Genomic DNA, 17623 nt, shown 5'->3' with positions numbered 1-17623 from the left:
CCGGATCAGGAGATGCGGGCCGGAAGCGTGGCGGGCTTGTAGGCCGGCCGGCTCGCCTCGAAGTCGGTGATCTCCTGCTCCGTGCGCAGGGTGAGGCCGATGTCATCGAGCCCCTCCCTCAGGCGCCAGCGCGTGTAGTCGTCCACCTGGAAGCCGGTGCTGAACGAACCACAGGTCACGGTGCGACCCTCCAGGTCCACCGTCACCTGAGTGCCGGGATGGTTTTCGAGCTCCTTCCAGATCAGCTCGATGTCCGGCTGGTCCACCTCGGCGGCCAGCAGTCCCTGCTTGCCGGAGTTGCCGCGGAAGATGTCCGCGAAGCGGGCGGACAGGACCACCTTGAACCCGAAGTCCTTCAGGGCCCACACCGCGTGCTCGCGGGAGGAACCCGTGCCGAAGTCCGGGCCCGCCACCAGGACGGAGCCGGCCGAGTAGGGCTCCCGGTTCAGGATGAACTCCGGGTCCTTGCGCCAGCCGGCGAACAGGGCGTCCTCGAATCCGGTACGGGTGATCCGTTTGAGATAGACCGCCGGGATGATCTGGTCCGTGTCCACATTGGACTGCTTCAACGGAACGCCGATCCCGGTGTGGCTGGTAAAGGGTTCCATGTCAGGCCTCCTGCAGTTCGGATTCGAATGCCGCCAGGTCGGACGGCGAGGACAGCGTGCCGCGGATCGCGGTCGCGGCCGCGACCACCGGCGAGACCAGGTGGGTGCGGCCACCCTTGCCCTGACGCCCCTCGAAGTTGCGGTTGGACGTGGACGCGCACCGCTCTCCCGGAGCCAACTGGTCCGGGTTCATCCCGAGGCACATGGAGCAGCCGGCGAAGCGCCATTCCGCACCGAAATCCTTGAACACGCGGTCCAGGCCCTCGGCCTCCGCCTCCAGTCGCACCCGGGCGGAGCCGGGGACCACGATCATCCGCACGTTCTCGTCCTTGGTCCGCCCCTTGATGATCGCGGCCGCGGTGCGCAGGTCCTCGAGCCGGGAGTTGGTGCAGGAGCCCAGGAAGACGGTGTCCACCCGGATGTCCTTCATCGGCATGCCGGCGGTCAGGTCCATGTACTCCAGCGCGCGCTCGGCGGCGGCCCGGGCGTTCGGGTCGTCGAAATGCTCCGGGATCGGCACAGTGTCACTCAGGGACACACCCTGCCCCGGGTTCGTACCCCAGGTGACGAAGGGCTCCAGCTCGTCGGCATCCAGGAAGACCTCGGCGTCGAAGGCCGCACCCTCGTCCGTGGGCAGGCTGGACCAGTACTCGACGGCGGCGTCCCAGTCCTCGCCCTGGGGGGCGTGGGGACGGCCCTTGATAAATTCGAAGGTCGTCTCGTCCGGGGCGATCATGCCGGCGCGGGCACCGGCCTCGATCGACATGTTGCAGATGGTCATGCGCGCGTCCATGGACAGCGCCCGGATGGCCGAGCCACGGTACTCCAGGACGTACCCCTGCCCGCCACCGGTACCGATCTTCGCGATGACCGCGAGGATGATGTCCTTGGCGGTCACCCCTGCCCGGAGGGTGCCCTCGACGGTGATGGCCATGGTCTTGAACGGTTTCAGCGGCAGGGACTGGGTGGCGAGCACATGCTCGACCTCGGAGGTGCCGATGCCGAAGGCCAGGGCCCCGAAGGCCCCGTGCGTGGAGGTGTGCGAGTCGCCGCACACCACGGTCATGCCCGGCTGCGTCAGGCCCAACTGCGGTCCCACCACGTGGACGATGCCCTGTTCGGCGTCTCCGAGGGAATGGAGACGGATCCCGAACTCCTGGGCGTTGTCCCGCAGGGTCTGGATCTGCTTGGCCGAGACCGGGTCGGCGATCGGCTTGTCGATCTCCAACGTGGGCGTGTTGTGGTCCTCGGTGGCGATCGTGAGGTCGGGGCGCCGGACGGTGCGGCCCGCCAGGCGCAGCCCCTCGAAGGCCTGGGGGCTGGTGACCTCGTGCATGATGTGCAAGTCGATGTACAGCAGGTCGGGGGTCTGGGCGTCGCCGGCACCGTCGCCGGGGACCACCACGTGATCCTGCCAGACCTTCTCGGCCAGCGTCCGCGGGGTTGCAGCTGCTGAGGCCGTTGCGACTGTTGCGGCTACGTTTTCAGGGGATGCCTTGGCTACCATCTCGTGTCCTTCCACCAGTGACATCCATACTCTGGCACCGTGGCGCCGACGGTGGCCATCACCTCCGCGAATGTCTCACATAATGAGACGCTAGTATCAGAGTATGGACACTTCGGAGCACGAGACACCGCAGGCCCTCCACACCCCCAGCGGGGTCGGCGTGGTGGACAAGGCCGCCGCCATCCTGGACGCCCTCGAGGCCGGGCCGACGTCGCTGGCCGAGCTGGTCTCCGCCACGGGGATCGCGCGGCCCACCCTCCATCGCCTCGCATCGGCACTCGTTCACCACCGGCTGGTCGGCCGGGACCTGCAGGGCCGCTACGTCCTGGGGAGCAGACTCTCCGAGCTCGCCTCGGCTGCCGGCGAGGACCGGCTGACGGCGGCCGCCGGCCCTGTGCTGTCCCGGCTGCGGGATGCCACCGGGGAAAGCTCCCAGCTCTTCCGCCGGCAGGCCGACGCCCGCGTGTGCGTCGCCAGTGCCGAGAGGCCCGTGGGGCTCCGCGACACCATTCCGGTCGGAACGCGGCTGTCCATGAAGGCAGGCTCCGCCGCACAGGTGCTGCTGGCGTGGGAGGACAATGAACGGCTCGTCGAGGGTCTCAACGGGGCCGTCTACACCCCCACGGTCCTGGCCGCCGTCCGTCGCCGGGGGTGGGCCCAGTCGCTGGGGGAACGCGAGCCTGGAGTCGCCTCCGTCTCGGCACCGGTGCGCGGTCCGAGCGGACGGGTGATCGCCGCCATGTCCATCTCCGGGCCCATCGAACGGTTGACCCGCCAACCCGGACGGGTCCACGCGGAGACGGTGATTCGTCACGCGCACAACCTCACCGAGCTGGTCCGCTCCACAGGCGTGTCGACACCGATCCGGTGACCCCGAAGTCCTACCCGCCCAGGATCGCCAAAAGCCGCTCCTCGAGCGCCGGCTTCAGGGTGCGCATGTAAGTCGCTGTCGTATGCGCCTTAGAGTCCCGGTAGACCACGGCGTTGCCGATCACGGCCGGGCAGAAGTCATCGGAGCAGAAGAACTGTGACAGGTCGATGACCTCGGCCCCGTCAATCCGGGACGCCACCTCGGGGAGCGGATCGACCATCCCAAAGGCCTCCTGGGCACTAGCGCCGCAGTCGTGGTCCTGGGGCGTGAAGCCCACGCGGGTCATGCATTGAAGGGCCTCGTCAGTGGTGGCCGGGACGTCGGCCACCACGATGATTTTCGTGCCGCGGGCGGCCACCGGCTCCCAGGCCTGCTCGTATCGCTCCATCCGGTCTTGCGCGGAGCGGACCACGTCATACCTCGAAGAGGACACGATGACGACATCGTAGGGCTCTCCCGTCAGCATCCGATCCTGAGCTTGTTCCAACGGGCCGTGGCAGTCGTCTCCCTCGTCGTGGACATACCAGTGGCAGCCCCAGCCGGTGAAGACGTCCAGGTCCCAGCCCTGTTCCACGGCGATCGGCTCCAGAGCCGGCAGCAGCGAGGCCGCATGGCTGTCGCCACGAAGGGCCACCTTGAGGTCTCCGTCGGCAGCACCGAGATCGCATTCCGGGAACGCGGCCCCGCCCTCCTCACGCCAGCACTGGAAGGAGCCCCCCACCTCTGTGGCATAGGCGTCAATGGACGGCCACAACGAATCACCGAGGGCTCGGCAGTCCGCTGAGGACTCCAGGGAGCCGGCTCCCAGGCATTCCTTCTTGAGTTGTTCGGCTCCCACTCCCGCGGCCTGGGATGCCTCGGTGTCACTGCGTAGGGTGACGACCGCGGTGGAGGTGCCGACCACGACCACGACGGCCAACACGGCCACGGCGACCCGGAGACGGGACGGGTTCCGCCGGCGCCGGCTCGTGGCCGGAACCGCCGGACGGCGGAACCAGGGGGCCCGCCGGAGTGGGTCCTCGATGACGTGGTAGCTGACCACGGACAGGACGAAGGACAGCACCAGGGCGGACAGGTAGTACACCGGGGATCCTGCGGGCAGTACGGCGACCAGCAGGACGATGACCGGCCAGTGCCAGAGGTACAGCGAGAAGGAGATGTCGCCGATGTAGCGGCTGACCGGATTGGTCAAGATCAACGGTGCCCGGGCAACGGGTCCGGCGCCGGCCGCGATGACCAGGGCGACCGAGAGGACGGGCACGGCAGCGAGCGGAGCAGGGAACGCTCCCCCGTCGGAGGTGATCCACAGGACGGACGCCACCATCCCGGCCAGCCCGGCCCACGTCAGGATCGGGCGGAGAACGCCGGGGATGCGCAGCAGCAGCGGGCCGGCGACCGCCAGCAGTGCGCCCACGCCGAGCTCCCACGCCCGGGAGAAGGTCGAGAAGTAGGCCCACGTGGGGTCGCCGGCTGTCTCCGCCAGTGCCCAGACGAAGGATCCCAGGATGATCACGCCCATGGCCACGCCCAGGACGGTGCGGGCGGAACCGCGCCGAGTGCGGGTCAACAGCGCCAGGAGACCGAGCATGAGCCACGGCCAGATCACATAGAACTGTTCCTCCACTCCGAGCGACCAGTAGTGCTGGATCGGCGAGGGCGGGGTTCCCTCCTGGAAGTAGTCCGTGCCGTTGGTGGCGAACCGCCAGTTGCCCGCGAAGAACAGGGACCAGACCGCATCGATGAGGGTTGAGCCCGCCCGTGTCCGGGGGAAGACCACACAGGCGGCCACACCGGTCACGAAGAGGACCAGGACGGACGCAGGCAGGATGCGTTTGATCCGACGCTCGTAGAAGGACCGGAAGGAGATGGTGCCGGTCCGCTCGTACTCTCGGATCAGCAATCCGGTGATCAGGAATCCCGAGACGACGAAGAAGACATCCACGCCCAGGAAGCCTCCGGCAGGCCAGGCGAACAAGTGGTCCAGCAGGACGGCGATGACCGCGAATGCCCGCAGGCCCTGGATGTCCGGGCGGAACGAGCTGCTGGGCTGGCGCACCCGCGGACGCGGAGCAGGGTCCGCTGTCACGTTGTCCAGGGTCGAGGTCACGGGTCTCCAGAGAGGGGCTGACCGGCACAGGCCGATCGCGCAGGGGGTCGGGAACTACCCGGACATCATAGGGCCGAATCCACCGTTCTGCGCAGACTGCTGTTCGGGTCTGCCCGCGGTGGAATACGATATTCGCTAGGCGTTGACTCCATGTTCGCGCGCTGGTTGGCTGGAAATACGGTGGAAGCCCTAGCCTGCCGAGCGGAAGTTGTTGACGACCGGACAGGACGGATGCCTCCGTGAACCAGATAACGCAGCAGCCCAGCGGCCACCACGCGCCCGTGCCACCGCTGCGCGTCTCAGTGGTCGGTACGGGCTATTTGGGGGCCACGCATGCGGCGTGCATGGCGGAGCTGGGGTTCGAGGTCCTGGGCCTGGACATCGACCAGGCGAAGATCGACGCGTTGACCCGTGGGGAGCTGCCCTTCCACGAGCCCGGCCTGCCGGAACTGCTGATCAAGCACGTTCAGTCCGGTCGTCTGCGGTTCACCACCTCCTACGAGGAGGTCGGCACCTGGGCCGATGTGCACTTCATCGGGGTCGGCACCCCGCAGAAACCCGGCGAAACGGCCGCCGATATGCGCTTCGTGGACGCCGCCGTGGCCTCCCTGGCCGAGCACATCACCCGGGACGCCCTGATCGTGGGCAAGTCCACCGTCCCGGTCGGCACCGCCGAACGCCTGGGCACCCTGCTGGCCGAGGCCCGCACCCACGCCGGCCTGCCAGGCACGGTCGAGCTGGCCTGGAATCCGGAGTTCCTGCGCGAGGGCTATGCCGTGAAGGACACCCTGACCCCGGACCGCCTGGTCGTCGGCGTGCAATCGGCCCACGCCGAGGACATCCTGCGCCAGGTCTATGCCAAGTCCCTGGGCGAGGGCACCCCGTGGATCACCACGGACTTCGCCACCGCCGAACTCGTCAAGGTCGCCGCCAACGCCTTTCTGGCCACGAAGATCTCCTTCATCAACGCCTTCTCCGAGATCACCGAGCAGGTCGGCGGGGACATCGGCACCCTGGCCGACGCGATCGGCCACGACCCCCGGATCGGACGGAAGTTCCTCAACGCCGGCGTCGGCTTCGGCGGCGGCTGCCTGCCCAAGGACATCCGGGCGCTGCAGGCAAGGGTCTCCGAACTCGGGCTGGACCGCACCATGCGCTTCCTGGCCGAGATGGACGACATCAACCTGCGCCGCCGCGACCGCGTGGTCGACCTCGCCGTCCAGGTCCTCTCCCACAGCCTCAACGGAGCGATCCGCACCACCGGTGTGGGCGAGGGCTCCGGCACCGCGCCCTCCCCGGCCGCCGTCGAGATCCTGAACGGAGCGAAGATCGCGATCCTCGGAGTCACCTTCAAACCCAACTCGGACGATGTGCGCGACTCCCCCGCCCTGGATGTGGCCAACCGGCTCTACACCGCCGGAGCGGAGGTGGCGGTCTACGACCCGAAGGGCAACGCCAACGCCGCCCGACGGTTCCCCCGCCTGGGCTACGTCAACACCCTCGCCAAGGCCGTCATCGGTGCCGACCTGCTCATCCTGCTCACCGAATGGGACGAGTTCCGCCAGATGGACCCCGAGGACATCGGCCGACTCATGGACCACCGCACCATCATCGACGCCCGCAACGTCCTGGACCCCGCCGCCTGGCAAGCAGCCGGCTTCACCCACGCCGCCCTCGGACACCGCTTCATGCCGGACTCATCGGCCTGATGCCGCGGGGAACGACGCCGGCCGGTCACCGGTCCGTGAAGTGGTCCCACCCGCCTGCGCTGCCGCCGTTCTCCCATGCCGCGGTTGCTCCCGATTCGGCGACCAGGCATCCGATCCGGCGGAATCCCGCAGGCACCGCGGCACCTCCGGGCAGGGCGGCGAGGAGGCCGTAGTCCTCTCCCCCGGCTGACACCCACCGTTCCGCGGTCCGCTGCGCGTTCTCGAGGTCCAGGGCGCGCGCCAGGGGCACGAGGACCGAGGCCTCGCGGCGCACCCAGTCCGGATCGAGTTCCGCCCGCAGGCCGTTGGCCGTGGCCAGGCGGCCGGCGTCCTTCAGCACGCCATCGGAGACGTCCATCATGGCCAGTGCGCCGGCCTCGGCGGCCACCCGTCCTGCCCCCAGCACGGGCCGGGGCCGGAGCTGGGCGGCGGCCGCCAGCGCGGCGAGTCGCCGGACGCCGTGTTCCGCCTCTTCCACGTGTTCCGCCTGTTCGGCAGCGCGCAGCAGTGCATCCAACCGCCCGCGGGGCGTCTCGAGCACGTCCAGGCCGGCGGCGGCCCAGCCGGCCCGGCCGCACAGGACCAGGTCCAGGTCAACCGTGACCGCGTGGGCTGCCGGCGGCAGGATGCGCAGCACCGCCGGCCGGCCGTCCAGGTCTCCCGTGGCGGTGACGGCCACGGTGATGCGGTCGTCCGAGCCCAGGTCTCCGCCGACGATCCGGCAGTGAGTCGCGCCGAGGTGGCGCACCGCCCCGGCGAGCCCGGCCGCGAGGCCGTCGATCCAGGTCACGGGTGTGGTGGGGGGCATGGTCAGGGCCAGGAGCAGACCGGAGGGCTCGCCCCCCATGGCGTTGATGTCAGAGAGGTTCTGCGCGGCGGCCTTCCACCCGGTGGAATAGCCGCCCGCGAAGCCATGACCGTCGAACATCACGCCGTGAACAGCTGGCCAGTGCAGCCGGAAATCACGGTCCTGCGCCATGGCATCCGTCGTGATGACGAACCGGCCGTCCGGGGCGGCCACGACGGCAGCATCATCCCCGGGGCCGACGGTCCCCTCCGGCCAGTCTCCCGCTGCCGGTACGGTGGCGAAACGACGGTTCAGGATCCGCAGGATCCCCGATTCGCCCAGTCCGCCGACGGTCTGGCGGGCCCGCGGAGTCGGTGTCATGCCGAGCGCGGTCAATGCCGCCCGCTGGCCGCCGCCAGCGCCTCCCGGAACGCCCCGTAGCGTTCGATCTCCGCCGTCACGGACTCGGCGATGCGCTCCCGGGCGACCCTCGAGACCGCGGCGCGCAGCCGGCGTCGGGCTCGGCGGGCACGGTTCCGTGCCCCCAGCCGCACCAGCGGGGCCGTCAGCAGTGCCAGCAGCAGCCCGAAGGCCAGTCCGCCGAACACGAGCAGCGTGGGGATCGGGAAGCCCTCCACGTCCGGGGCGGGTGGCATCTCGAACTGGAAGTACCCGGCCAAGGCCAGCACGCCCAACCAGGCGAGACCGGCCACGGCTGCCACCAGGGCGATCCATTGGAGGGCATTGACCACGTGCCACCACCAGGAACCCTTCCCGGCCCCCAGGTCGGTGGAGGTGATCGCCTGGTCCAGTTCGTCCGGGAGCGTGTCCGCATGGACGCGGGCGGCACGGCGGATGGAGGAACGCCATGCGTCCGGGGCGCCCGCACCCGTGACCTCGGCGAAGGCGCGGATGGCACCGTCGGCCTGCGCCTGTTGGGCAGGGCTGCGCTCGGGCAGTGAGCTCCGGTGCAGTCGCGGATCGTCTGCGGAGGAGGCCGGCGACCGGTTCAACCCGCGCTGCGGATCGTCCCCGCGTCTCAACCCGAGCCGGCGCAGCGGGTCCTGCCGAAGGTGCGTGGCCCACCGGACCACGGGCCATCCGGTGCGGCGGCCGCCCTGCATCCGGTAGGAGCGCTGCACGGCCCGCACCACGGTGGTGACGCCGGCAGCCTCGGTCAACGCGTCCACGAGCCTGGCCTCATCCGCCTTCCCGACGCCGGCCGGAACGCCTCCCGCGTCCCCGGCACCCAGAGCCTTGGCGGCCGTGCGCACATCCGAGAGCAGCCGTTCACTGGCGGCGCTCCGCCGTTCGGCCACCTCCGCGATGGCAGACCGGAGGGGCTCGACACCGGCGCCGGTGGTGGCCGAGGCAGGATAGACGGGCACGCGGGCAAGGCCGTCCTGAGCCAGGATGCCCTTCAGGGATGCGGTCACTGCCCCCACGTCCGCCTCGGCGAGCCGGTCGACCTGGTTCAGGACCACGAGGGTGACGCCGCGGTGCGCGGCCAGCGGCTCGAGGAATTCACGGTGCAGGGCGGCATCCGCGTATTTCTGCGGGTCGACGACCCAGACGAGCACGTCCACCTGACCGGCCAGCCGGGTCACGATCTCCCGGTGCCGGACGGCGATCGAGTCGAAGTCCGGCAGGTCGAGCAGGATCAGGCCTCCGGGCTGGTCGCTCTTCCGGCTCCAGCGCTGGCCGAGCAGCCGGGACCACGGCCCCGAGGGTTCGGTTCCGGCCGCGGGACCGTCCAGCTGATGACGGCGGGTGACCTCCAGCCAGTCGAGCAGCGCTTCGGACCCATCGGCACCCCACACGGCGGCCAGGGGCTCGGAGGTCGTGGGCCGCGTGGCAGCGGCGCGGGCGAGAGGGTGACCGGTGACCGCGTTGAAGAGGCTGGACTTGCCGGAGCCGGTGGCCCCGAAGAACCCGACGACCGTGTGGTCGGCCGAGAGCCGGCGTCGTTCCCGGGCCTGTTCCACCACCTGGCCGGCTGAGGCCAGCACCTCCTCGGACACCCGGCCCTCGCCCAGCCGGGCCGCGGTCTCGAGCGCGGTGAGCTTGCGGTCCAGCGGACCGGAGTCGAAGGTCGTCACGGGTCAGCCCTCCCGTCCGGCCAGCCGACGGAGTTCGGGGGCGATGGTACTCAACCGGCCGGACTCCTCCTGGTCACGGACGCCGTCCAACAGCGCGGTGAACCGGCGGGCGTCGGCGTGCAGCAGCCCGGTGATCCGGTCCACGAGGTTCGCCTGGGAGCGTTGGGCCAGCCGGCGGACGGCGTCCTCGCCGAAGATCGATTCGAGCAGCCTCTGCGCCACCACCGCGGTCCCGCCGGCGATCCCGACCTCGATGCCCAGCAGCCCGCCGGTGGCCGCGAAGGAGAGAATCATCAGGGTCACGGCCACGCCGTTCACCCCCAAGGCGGAGATCCGGGCCATCGCCCGTTTGCCGGCACCCTCGTGTTCGATCAGGGCGATCAGGTCCCCCTGCCAGCCCCGGATCTCAGCGGCCGCCCGGTCGCTGAAATCGGTGGGGAGACTGGCGGGATCCCGGCCGGTGACGAGCGCGCGCCCAGCCGCGTCCTGACGCCAGCGCTGGGCGGACTCCTCGGAGGCCGCAGCGGCCTGTTCCACGAGGACGGCGTGCAGACCCGTCTCAATCGCTGTCTCGACCTCCTCCGGTGGGGCCGGCCGGCCCCGGAAGAAGGAGGTGATCCGGTCCCTCAACCGCCCGATCCCCGATTCCACGGACCGGAAGAACTCTCCGGTGCCGACGAAGTCCTGCCAGCGGGAGAGCACCTCACCACGCAGCAACGTCCCGTCCTGGGTCGAGGCGAGCACGCCCGCCAGCGCCTGCTCGTAGGCGGAGTCCACGTCACCGGTCAGCCGGGCCGCCGCATGACGCTGGTCGTCCTCCGCCGCCGCCAGCGCCGAGGTCTTCTCAGCCAGTTGCCGGACCACCCCGTTGAGGGTGCGCCGGGCAACCGCAGCACGTGAACCGGCATCCCCGGCAATGGACTCCAGCCATTCGCGCAGCGGCCGCACGGCGCCCGCCGGGAGCATCCCCTGGACGTCGAGGGCGGATTCCGTGACGACGAAGAGCCCGGCCGAGCCCAGCCCCTGACGCTCGAGGAGTCCGCGCAGGTCCGTGGCCACCTCGTCCTCCACGCCGGGCGGAACACGGTCCAGCACCACGGCGACCGTGATGTCCCGGGCGGCGGCGTCCAGGAGCAGTTCCCAGGGGACGGCATCCGCATACCGGTTCGCGGTGGTGACGAAGATCCACAAGTCTGCGGCCGAGAGCAGCTGACCGGCCAGTCGCCGGTTCTCGTCCGCGATGGAGTCGATGTCCGGGGCGTCCAGCAGGGCCAGACCGGCGGGCAGGGCCGGTTCGGCCACCAGGACCAGGGAATTGATGGCCCCGGGGTCCGGATCCACCCCCACGCGTTCCGCGGGCACCGTGGTTCCCGGCACGGCGCGGTGGCCGGTGGTCCGGGAGAGGTTCGGCAGGACGCGGGCAGTGGTGAACCAGTCCACGTCCTGCGGGTGGTGCAGGAGGATCGGTTGCCGGGTCGTCGGACGGATGGCTCCGGAACGGGTCACGGCGTGCCCCACCAGGGCATTGACGAGCGTGGACTTGCCGGCACCGGTGGATCCCCCGACGACGGCCAGCAGCGGTGCGTCCAGGCTGCGGTACCGCGGCAGGACGTAGTCGTCCAGCTGGGCGACGGCAGCGTCCCGCACCCGGGCTGCCTCGGCGGCTCCGTCGATCCCGAGCGGCAGGGACACCCCGGCCAGTTCGCTGCGCAGCCGGCTTAACAGGTCCACGGCCTGGGCCGCTCGCTGCGGAGGGACGGAGGTGGGATCAGTGCTCACGCATCCCATCATGGCACCGGAACGGGACACCGGAGCGCAGCAGCTTCCGGTGGGCACAGAAAAAGACCCGGTCCTGGTGGACCGGGTCTTCTCAGTTGGTGACCCCAGCGGGATTCGAACCCGCGTTACCGCCGTGAGAGGGCAGCGTACTAGGCCGCTATACGATGGGGCCGTCACCGTCGCTCAACCGTCCTGCTGTGACGCATTTCCGATTGGGCAACCCCAGTAGTATTTCACACTCTGGGGGATTCCACCAAATCGATCGAAACCGACGCGATGGACTCCGCTGGGGTACCAGGACTCGAACCTAGAATGACGGTACCAGAAACCGTTGTGTTGCCGATTACACCATACCCCAATGGCTGTCAAGAGGATGATTCGGTGGCCCGAATCCCTCCTGCGCCATTCATGCCGGACTCACTCCGGCACGGCTGTTTACTATACCGGTGTTCCTCCCCAATGACAAAACAGCCGCCACGCGGCCTCCCCCGCGCTTACAGTGTGTCCATGACAGCGCCCTCTCGTCAGCCAGTTTCCCTGCGCCGCACGGTCACCACCGCGGGGCTCTTCTTCTTCATCCTCGGCGACGTCCTCGGTGCCGGCGTCTATGTCCTGGCCGGGGAGATCGCCGCCACGGCGGGCGGCGCCGTCTGGGTCCCCCTCGTGCTGGCCCTGGTCCTGGCACTGCTGACGGCCGGTTCCTACGCCGAACTGGCCACCAAGTATCCGCGCGCCGGAGGCTCCGCGCACTACACCATGCGCGCCTTCGGCCCCTTCGTCGGCTTCCTGGTCGGGTTCTGCATGCTCTCAGCCGGCATCGTGTCCGTGGGTACCCTGGCCCTCGGCTTCGCCGGCGACTACCTCACCGAGTTCGTCACGCTCCCCACGGCACTCGTCGTGGTGGTCTTCCTGGGTCTGCTGGCCGCGCTGAACGCGCGGGGCATCTCCGAGTCGATGGGCGCCAACCGCGTGGCGACCATCATCGAGGTCTCCGGTCTGATCCTGGTGGTCGTCCTCGGCGTCATCGTCGTGGCCCGCGGCGACGGGGACCTCGGCCGGCTGACGGAGCTGGGCACGGACGACCATGGTCCGCTGCCCGCCGTCCTGGCCGGCACCGTCCTCGCCTTCTACTCCTACGTGGGCTTCGAGACGAGCGTGAACATCGCCGAGGAGACCAAGGACCCTGCGCGGTCCTACCCCCGGGCCCTCTTCGGAGCCCTGGTCGTGGCCGGCGTCGTCTACGCCCTCGTCGGTGCCGCTGCCGCGGCCGTCATCCCCACGGCGGAGCTGGCCGAGAATTCCGCTCCCCTGCTCCAGGTGGTCACGGCCGCCGGTTTCGTTCCGCCGGTCCTCTTCAGTGTGATCGCCCTCGTGGCGGTGGCCAACGGTGCCCTGCTGACCGGCATCATGTCCTCGCGCCTGGCCTACGGCATGGCCCGGGACGGACTGCTGCCGGCCGTACTGACCCGGCTGCTGCCGCAACGGCGGACGCCGTGGGTGGCCATCATCGCCACCACCGGACTGTCCCTGGTACTCGCGCTGACCGGCACACTGGAGATTTTGGCGGGCACCATGGTGCTCCTGCTGCTCGTGGTGTTCACCGCTGTCAACGCCGCCGTGCTCATGCTGCGGAGGGACCCGGTGGAGCGGCGCCACTTCCGTGTCCCGGCGTTCCTGCCCGTGGCCGGGATCGTCTCCTGCATCGGCCTGACCACCCAGGTCGAGGGCGAGGTCTGGCGACTCGGTCTGCCCTTCCTCGCCCTCGCGGCGATGCTCGCCGGCCTGGCCGCCTGGCGCCGACGGGCCCGCCGCGAGCAAGCCCCCGAAAAGGACACTGACAAGACCGCGGACAAGGGCTCTGAAGAGAGCTCTGAAGAAGGATCCCGCCCGGCGCCCTAGGCCGCCGGCGTTGCCGCCGCCCTCGGCTACTCTGCCGGCTCTGCCTGGCCTGCCTGTTCAGCCGCAAACCGGTCCAGGCGCGCCAGGGTGGAGTCCTTGCCCAGGATCTCCAGGGACTCGAACAACGGCGGTGAGACCTTCTTGCCGGACACTGCGGTGCGCACAGGGCCGAAGGCCTGCCGCGGCTTGAGCCCCAGGCCGTCGATCAATGCGGCTCGCAGGGCAGCCTCGATGGACTCGACGGTCCACGAGCCGGCGTCGATCCCGTCCAGGCTGGCCCGGGCCGCGGCCAGGGCCGCCGGCAGGTCGGCGGGCATGCCCTTCAGGGCTCCGTCCGCCGTCCTGATGTCCGCGTCCGGCTGGAAGAGGAAGGCGAGCATGTCCACGGCCTCCCCCAGGAGGGCGACGCGCTCCTGGACGAGGGGGGCGCCGGCGTCGAGGATCACGTTCTCCCGATCGGTCAGGGACTCTCCCACCAGGCCCGCAGCCTGCAGGTGGGGCACCAGCCGGCCACGGAAGTCGGCGGCGTCCAGCATCCGGATGTGGGTGCCGTTGATCGCCGTGGCCTTCTTCTCGTCGAAGCGGGCGGGGTTGGCCAGCACCTGGTGGATGTCGAAGGCCTCGATGAACTGCTCGCGGGTGAAGATGTCCTCGTCCGCGGAGAGGGACCAGCCCAGCAGGGCCAGATAGTTGATGAGCCCCTCGGGGATGAAGCCGCGCTCACGGTGCAGGAAGATGTTCGACTGCGGATCACGCTTGGACAGCTTCTTGTTGCCCTCGCCCATGACGTAGGGCAGGTGCCCGAACTCCGGCATGTACCGGGCCACACCCACCGCGTAGAGGGCCCGGTAGAGGGCGATCTGGCGGGGCGTGGAGGAGAGCAGGTCCTCACCGCGCAGCACATGGGTGATCTCCATCAGGGCGTCGTCCACGGGGTTCACCAGCGTGTACAGCGGGTTCCCATCGGCCCGGACCACCACGAAGTCCGGGACGGATCCCGCCCGGAAGGTGATCTCACCGCGGACGGTGTCCGTGAAGGTGATGTCCGTGTCCGGCATGCGCAGGCGCAGCACCGGCTGGCGGCCCTCCTCCCGGAAGGCCTGCTTCTGCTCTTCAGACAGCTCGCGGTCGAAATTGTCATAGCCCAGCTTCGGGTCCCGGCCGGCGGCACGGTGCCGGGCCTCGACCTCATCAGCCGTGGAGAAGGCCTCGTAGATGTAGCCCGCGTCCCGGAGCTTGGCGATGACCTCCTGGTAGAGGTCAGCCCGCTGCGACTGCCGGTACGGGCCGTGCGGTCCACCGACCTCCACGCCCTCGTCCCAGTCGATGCCGAGCCAGTCCATGGCCTCCAGCAGCTGCTGGTAACTCTCCTCGGAATCGCGCTTGGCGTCGGTGTCCTCGATGCGGAACACCATCTTGCCGCCGGTGTGGCGCGCCCAACCCCAGTTGAACAGGGCCGTGCGGATCAGCCCGACATGCGGGGTTCCGGTCGGTGAGGGACAGAAGCGGACGCGGACGGGCGTCTCGGCGGGGACAGCGGGAACATCGGCGGGGGCCGGTCGGGTTTCAAGGCTCATGATGGCCACCATCCTAGTGCGGCCCCCGCCGCGTTCCCGTCGCCTCCTCGTCATGGGCTCCGAACCCGATCTGCACCGACCCGATCACCGGCGCCCGGTCAGCAGCGTACGATCACCGGCTCCCGATCAGCAGCACCGTCCCGAGGGGTTGAGGTCCTGCTCCCGGTAGACCATCCGCCAGAAGTCCCGCTCGCTCAGCGGCGCCGTCCCCGGATGGGACCGGGACTGGTGCTCCACGTACTGCCGGTAGCGGTCCTCCCCCAGCAGCGCCCGGACGTACCAGGCGGCGGAGGACCACCCCCGCTTCAGGGCCTGCTGCATCGACCCGCGCATCAGTGCCCACTCCGCACGGGCCGGCGGTCCTCCGGCAGCGCATCCCACTGGGCCTGGACCGCCTTCTCCTCCGGGGTCGCGAACAACCCGGCCGGGGCGAACATCCGTGACGGCACGTCCGGTTCGGCATGGTCGATGACCTCGGTGCTCCGGAAGGCCTGGACGGTACGGATGACGGACGTGGCGATCACCACGATCGCCAGCACCAGGAAGATCACGGACAGGCTGGTCTGGATCAGGGAGTTGCGCACGATCGCCTCCATGGCGGCCACGTCCGGGGCGGCGCCCAGGGACGTCTCTCCCGCCGCCAGCGCGTCCCGGAACTGGACGTGTTGAGCCCAGTACCCGACTGCCGGCGCCGGCGAGAAGATCTTCTGCAACGAGCCCACGGTGGTGATCACCGTGATGAACGCCAACGGCAGGGCGACGATCCAGAGCGAGCCGAAGGTCCGGCGTCGGGCCACGATGGTGAGTACCACCGCCAGCGCGATGGCGGCCAGCAGCTGGTTGGCGATGCCGAACAGCGGGAAGAGGGTGTTGATCCCGCCTCGCGGGTCCCCCACGCCCATGAGCAGCACGGCGCCCCAGCCGGCCACCATGATGGCCGTGCACAACCAGGCACCGACCCGCCAGCTGGTGTCCTTGAAGCGGGGCACCACATTGCCGATGGAATCCTGCAGCATGAAGCGGGCCACGCGGGTGCCGGCGTCCACGGCGGTCAGGATGAAGAGCGCCTCGAACATGATGGCGAAGTGGTACCAGAAGCCGAGCATGCCGGCTCCGCCGATCAACTGGCCGATGATCAGGGCGAGGCCCACCGCCAGGGTGGGGGCGCCACCCGTCCGGGACACCACCGTCTCCTCACCGACCTGACCGGCCAGCGTGGTGAGCATCTCCGGCGTGAGGTCCACCCCGGCCAGTCCCAGCGAGCTGACCCAGGCCACGGCTCCCTCCACGGTGCCGCCGGTCAGGGCCTCCGGCGCGTTCATGGCGAAGTAGATCCCCCGGTCGATCGACACGGCCGCCACCAGCGCCATGATGGCCACGAAGGACTCCATCAGCATGCCGCCGTACCCGATGAAGCGGGTCTGCTTCTCCTTCTCGATCATCTTCGGGGTGGTGCCGGAGGCGATGAGCGCATGGAATCCGGAGAGCGCGCCACAGGCGATGGTGACGAACAGGAACGGGAACAGCGCACCGCCCCACACCGGGCCGTCATCCCGCGAGGCGAATTCGCTGACGGCCGGCACCTCGATGCCGGGCTGGACGATGATGATCGCCACGGCCAGGAGCACGATGACGCCGATCTTCATGAACGTGGAGAGGTAGTCGCGCGGGGCCAGGAGCAGCCACACGGGGAGCACGGCGGCGATGAAGCCGTAGATGATGATGCCCCAGGCGATGGTGGTGCGGTCCAGGGTGAACATCGCGGCACCCCACTCCGTCTCAGCCACCCAGCCGCCGGCCACGATGGCGACCATGAGCAGCACGAAGCCGATGACGGAGACCTCGGCGATGCGGCCCGGACGCAGGTACCGGAGGTAGACCCCCATGAACAGCGCGATCGGGATCGTCATCCCCACGGAGAACACGCCCCACGGGCTCTCGCCCAGGGCGTTGACCACCACGAGCGCGAGGATCGCGGTGATGATGATCATGATCAGCAGCGTGGCCACGATGGCCGCGTAGCCGCCGACCCGTCCCAGCTCGTCCCGGGCCATCTGGCCCAGGGACCGGCCGCCGCGGCGGGTGGAGAAGAACAGCACGAGGTAGTCCTGCACGGCACCGGCCAGCACCACGCCGACGATGATCCAGATGGTGCCGGGGAGATAGCCCATCTGGGCGGCCAGCACGGGACCCACGAGCGGGCCGGCACCGGCGATCGCCGCGAAGTGGTGACCGAACAGGACCCGGCGGTCCGTGGCCACGTAGTCCTTGCCATCCGCCTTGTACTCGGCCGGGGTGGCACGGCGGTCATCCGGCCTCGTGATCTTGCGCTCGACGTATTTCGAGTAGAAGCGGTAGAAGATCAGGTAGGTACACACGGCGGCGAACACGAACCAGATCGCGTTCACGGTCTCGCCGCGCACGATGGCCAGCATGACCCACGCGACGCCGCCCAGCAGGGCGATGGCCGCCCAGATCGCGATCTTCAGCGGGGTCCATCGGGGCTTGGACTCCACGGCCACCGGCGGCAGGTCCACCGCCGGGTCTGGGTCGGTTTCCGTGCCGGTGGCGGCCGAACTGGCGTCACTCATAAGGGTTCTCCTCGGTCAGGTGCGTGGTGCGCTGGCGCGCGGACCGCAACCATCCTGAACCCGAGTGTGATATGCGTCAAGCAACCGCG

12 protein-coding genes and 2 tRNA genes are annotated in these 17623 nt (G+C 69.6%); 3 read left to right on the top strand and 11 right to left on the bottom strand.

Annotated features, from left to right (window positions below):
- Positions 1–5: 5 nt before the first annotated feature.
- Together leuD and leuC are read right to left on the bottom strand one after the other, a co-directional pair.
- Positions 6–608: a 3-isopropylmalate dehydratase small subunit gene (leuD, locus tag BOSE125_RS04190; RefSeq protein WP_159550256.1), complete on the bottom strand. Its 603-nt coding sequence runs from the start codon at positions 606–608 to the stop codon at positions 6–8.
- A gap of 1 nt (position 609) precedes the next feature.
- A complete protein-coding gene (gene leuC, locus BOSE125_RS04185) occupies positions 610–2115 on the bottom strand; it encodes a 3-isopropylmalate dehydratase large subunit (protein WP_236557805.1) in 1506 nt (501 codons plus the stop codon).
- 103 nt (positions 2116–2218) lie between these two features.
- Between leuC and BOSE125_RS04180 the strand changes: the two genes are divergently transcribed.
- Complete coding sequence (locus tag BOSE125_RS04180) at positions 2219–2986, top strand: IclR family transcriptional regulator (protein WP_159550253.1); 768 nt, start codon at positions 2219–2221, stop codon at positions 2984–2986.
- Positions 2987–2996: 10 nt separating this feature from the next.
- Here the strand turns inward: BOSE125_RS04180 and BOSE125_RS04175 are convergent, their stop codons facing one another.
- Complete coding sequence (locus BOSE125_RS04175; RefSeq protein WP_159550250.1) at positions 2997–5093, bottom strand: acyltransferase family protein; 2097 nt, start codon at positions 5091–5093, stop codon at positions 2997–2999.
- Positions 5094–5383: 290 nt separating this feature from the next.
- Here BOSE125_RS04175 and BOSE125_RS04170 point away from each other — a divergent pair, with 290 nt between their 5' ends.
- Positions 5384–6802, top strand: a complete 1419-nt coding sequence (locus BOSE125_RS04170) for a UDP-glucose/GDP-mannose dehydrogenase family protein (RefSeq protein WP_159554684.1) — start codon at positions 5384–5386, stop codon at positions 6800–6802.
- A gap of 25 nt (positions 6803–6827) precedes the next feature.
- Here BOSE125_RS04170 and BOSE125_RS04165 read toward each other — a convergent pair whose 3' ends face one another.
- The 5 genes from BOSE125_RS04165 to BOSE125_RS04145 form a co-directional block, all read right to left on the bottom strand.
- A complete protein-coding gene (locus BOSE125_RS04165) occupies positions 6828–7970 on the bottom strand; it encodes a thiamine-monophosphate kinase (protein ID WP_159550247.1) in 1143 nt (380 codons plus the stop codon).
- An 11-nt stretch (positions 7971–7981) separates the two neighbouring features.
- The gene (locus BOSE125_RS04160; protein ID WP_159550244.1) at positions 7982–9688 is read right to left on the bottom strand and encodes a GTPase family protein; all 1707 of its coding nucleotides are present in this window, start codon (positions 9686–9688) and stop codon (positions 7982–7984) included.
- A gap of 3 nt (positions 9689–9691) precedes the next feature.
- A complete protein-coding gene (locus tag BOSE125_RS04155; RefSeq protein ID WP_236557804.1) occupies positions 9692–11467 on the bottom strand; it encodes a dynamin family protein in 1776 nt (591 codons plus the stop codon).
- 96 nt (positions 11468–11563) lie between these two features.
- Positions 11564–11639: transfer RNA gene (locus BOSE125_RS04150), tRNA-Glu, on the bottom strand.
- 114 nt (positions 11640–11753) lie between these two features.
- Positions 11754–11825, bottom strand: a tRNA-Gln gene (locus BOSE125_RS04145).
- 149 nt (positions 11826–11974) lie between these two features.
- On the opposite strand from BOSE125_RS04145, the gene BOSE125_RS04140 reads away from it, so the two are divergent.
- Positions 11975–13366 carry an APC family permease gene (locus tag BOSE125_RS04140; RefSeq protein WP_159550241.1) on the top strand — a complete coding sequence of 464 codons (1392 nt, stop codon included), beginning with the start codon at positions 11975–11977 and terminating at the stop codon, positions 13364–13366.
- Positions 13367–13392: 26 nt separating this feature from the next.
- Here the strand turns inward: BOSE125_RS04140 and gltX are convergent, their stop codons facing one another.
- From gltX to BOSE125_RS04125, 3 genes are all read right to left on the bottom strand, one after another.
- Entirely contained in the window at positions 13393–14943 is a 1551-nt protein-coding gene (gene gltX, locus BOSE125_RS04135) for a glutamate--tRNA ligase (RefSeq protein ID WP_159550238.1), read from the bottom strand.
- A 126-nt stretch (positions 14944–15069) separates the two neighbouring features.
- Positions 15070–15276 carry a YbdD/YjiX family protein gene (locus BOSE125_RS04130; RefSeq protein WP_201301133.1) on the bottom strand — a complete coding sequence of 69 codons (207 nt, stop codon included), beginning with the start codon at positions 15274–15276 and terminating at the stop codon, positions 15070–15072.
- On the bottom strand, positions 15276–17534 hold the full coding sequence (locus tag BOSE125_RS04125) for a carbon starvation CstA family protein (RefSeq protein ID WP_159550235.1): 2259 nt from the start codon (positions 17532–17534) through the stop codon (positions 15276–15278). The genes BOSE125_RS04130 and BOSE125_RS04125 overlap by 1 nt, the downstream gene beginning before the upstream one ends.
- Positions 17535–17623: the final 89 nt, after the last annotated feature.

The organism is Citricoccus sp. K5, from assembly GCF_902506195.1.
Lineage (GTDB): Bacteria > Actinomycetota > Actinomycetes > Actinomycetales > Micrococcaceae > Citricoccus.
The sequence above is the reverse complement of the archived record's forward strand: the minus strand, read 5'-3'. Positions and strand labels throughout refer to the sequence as shown.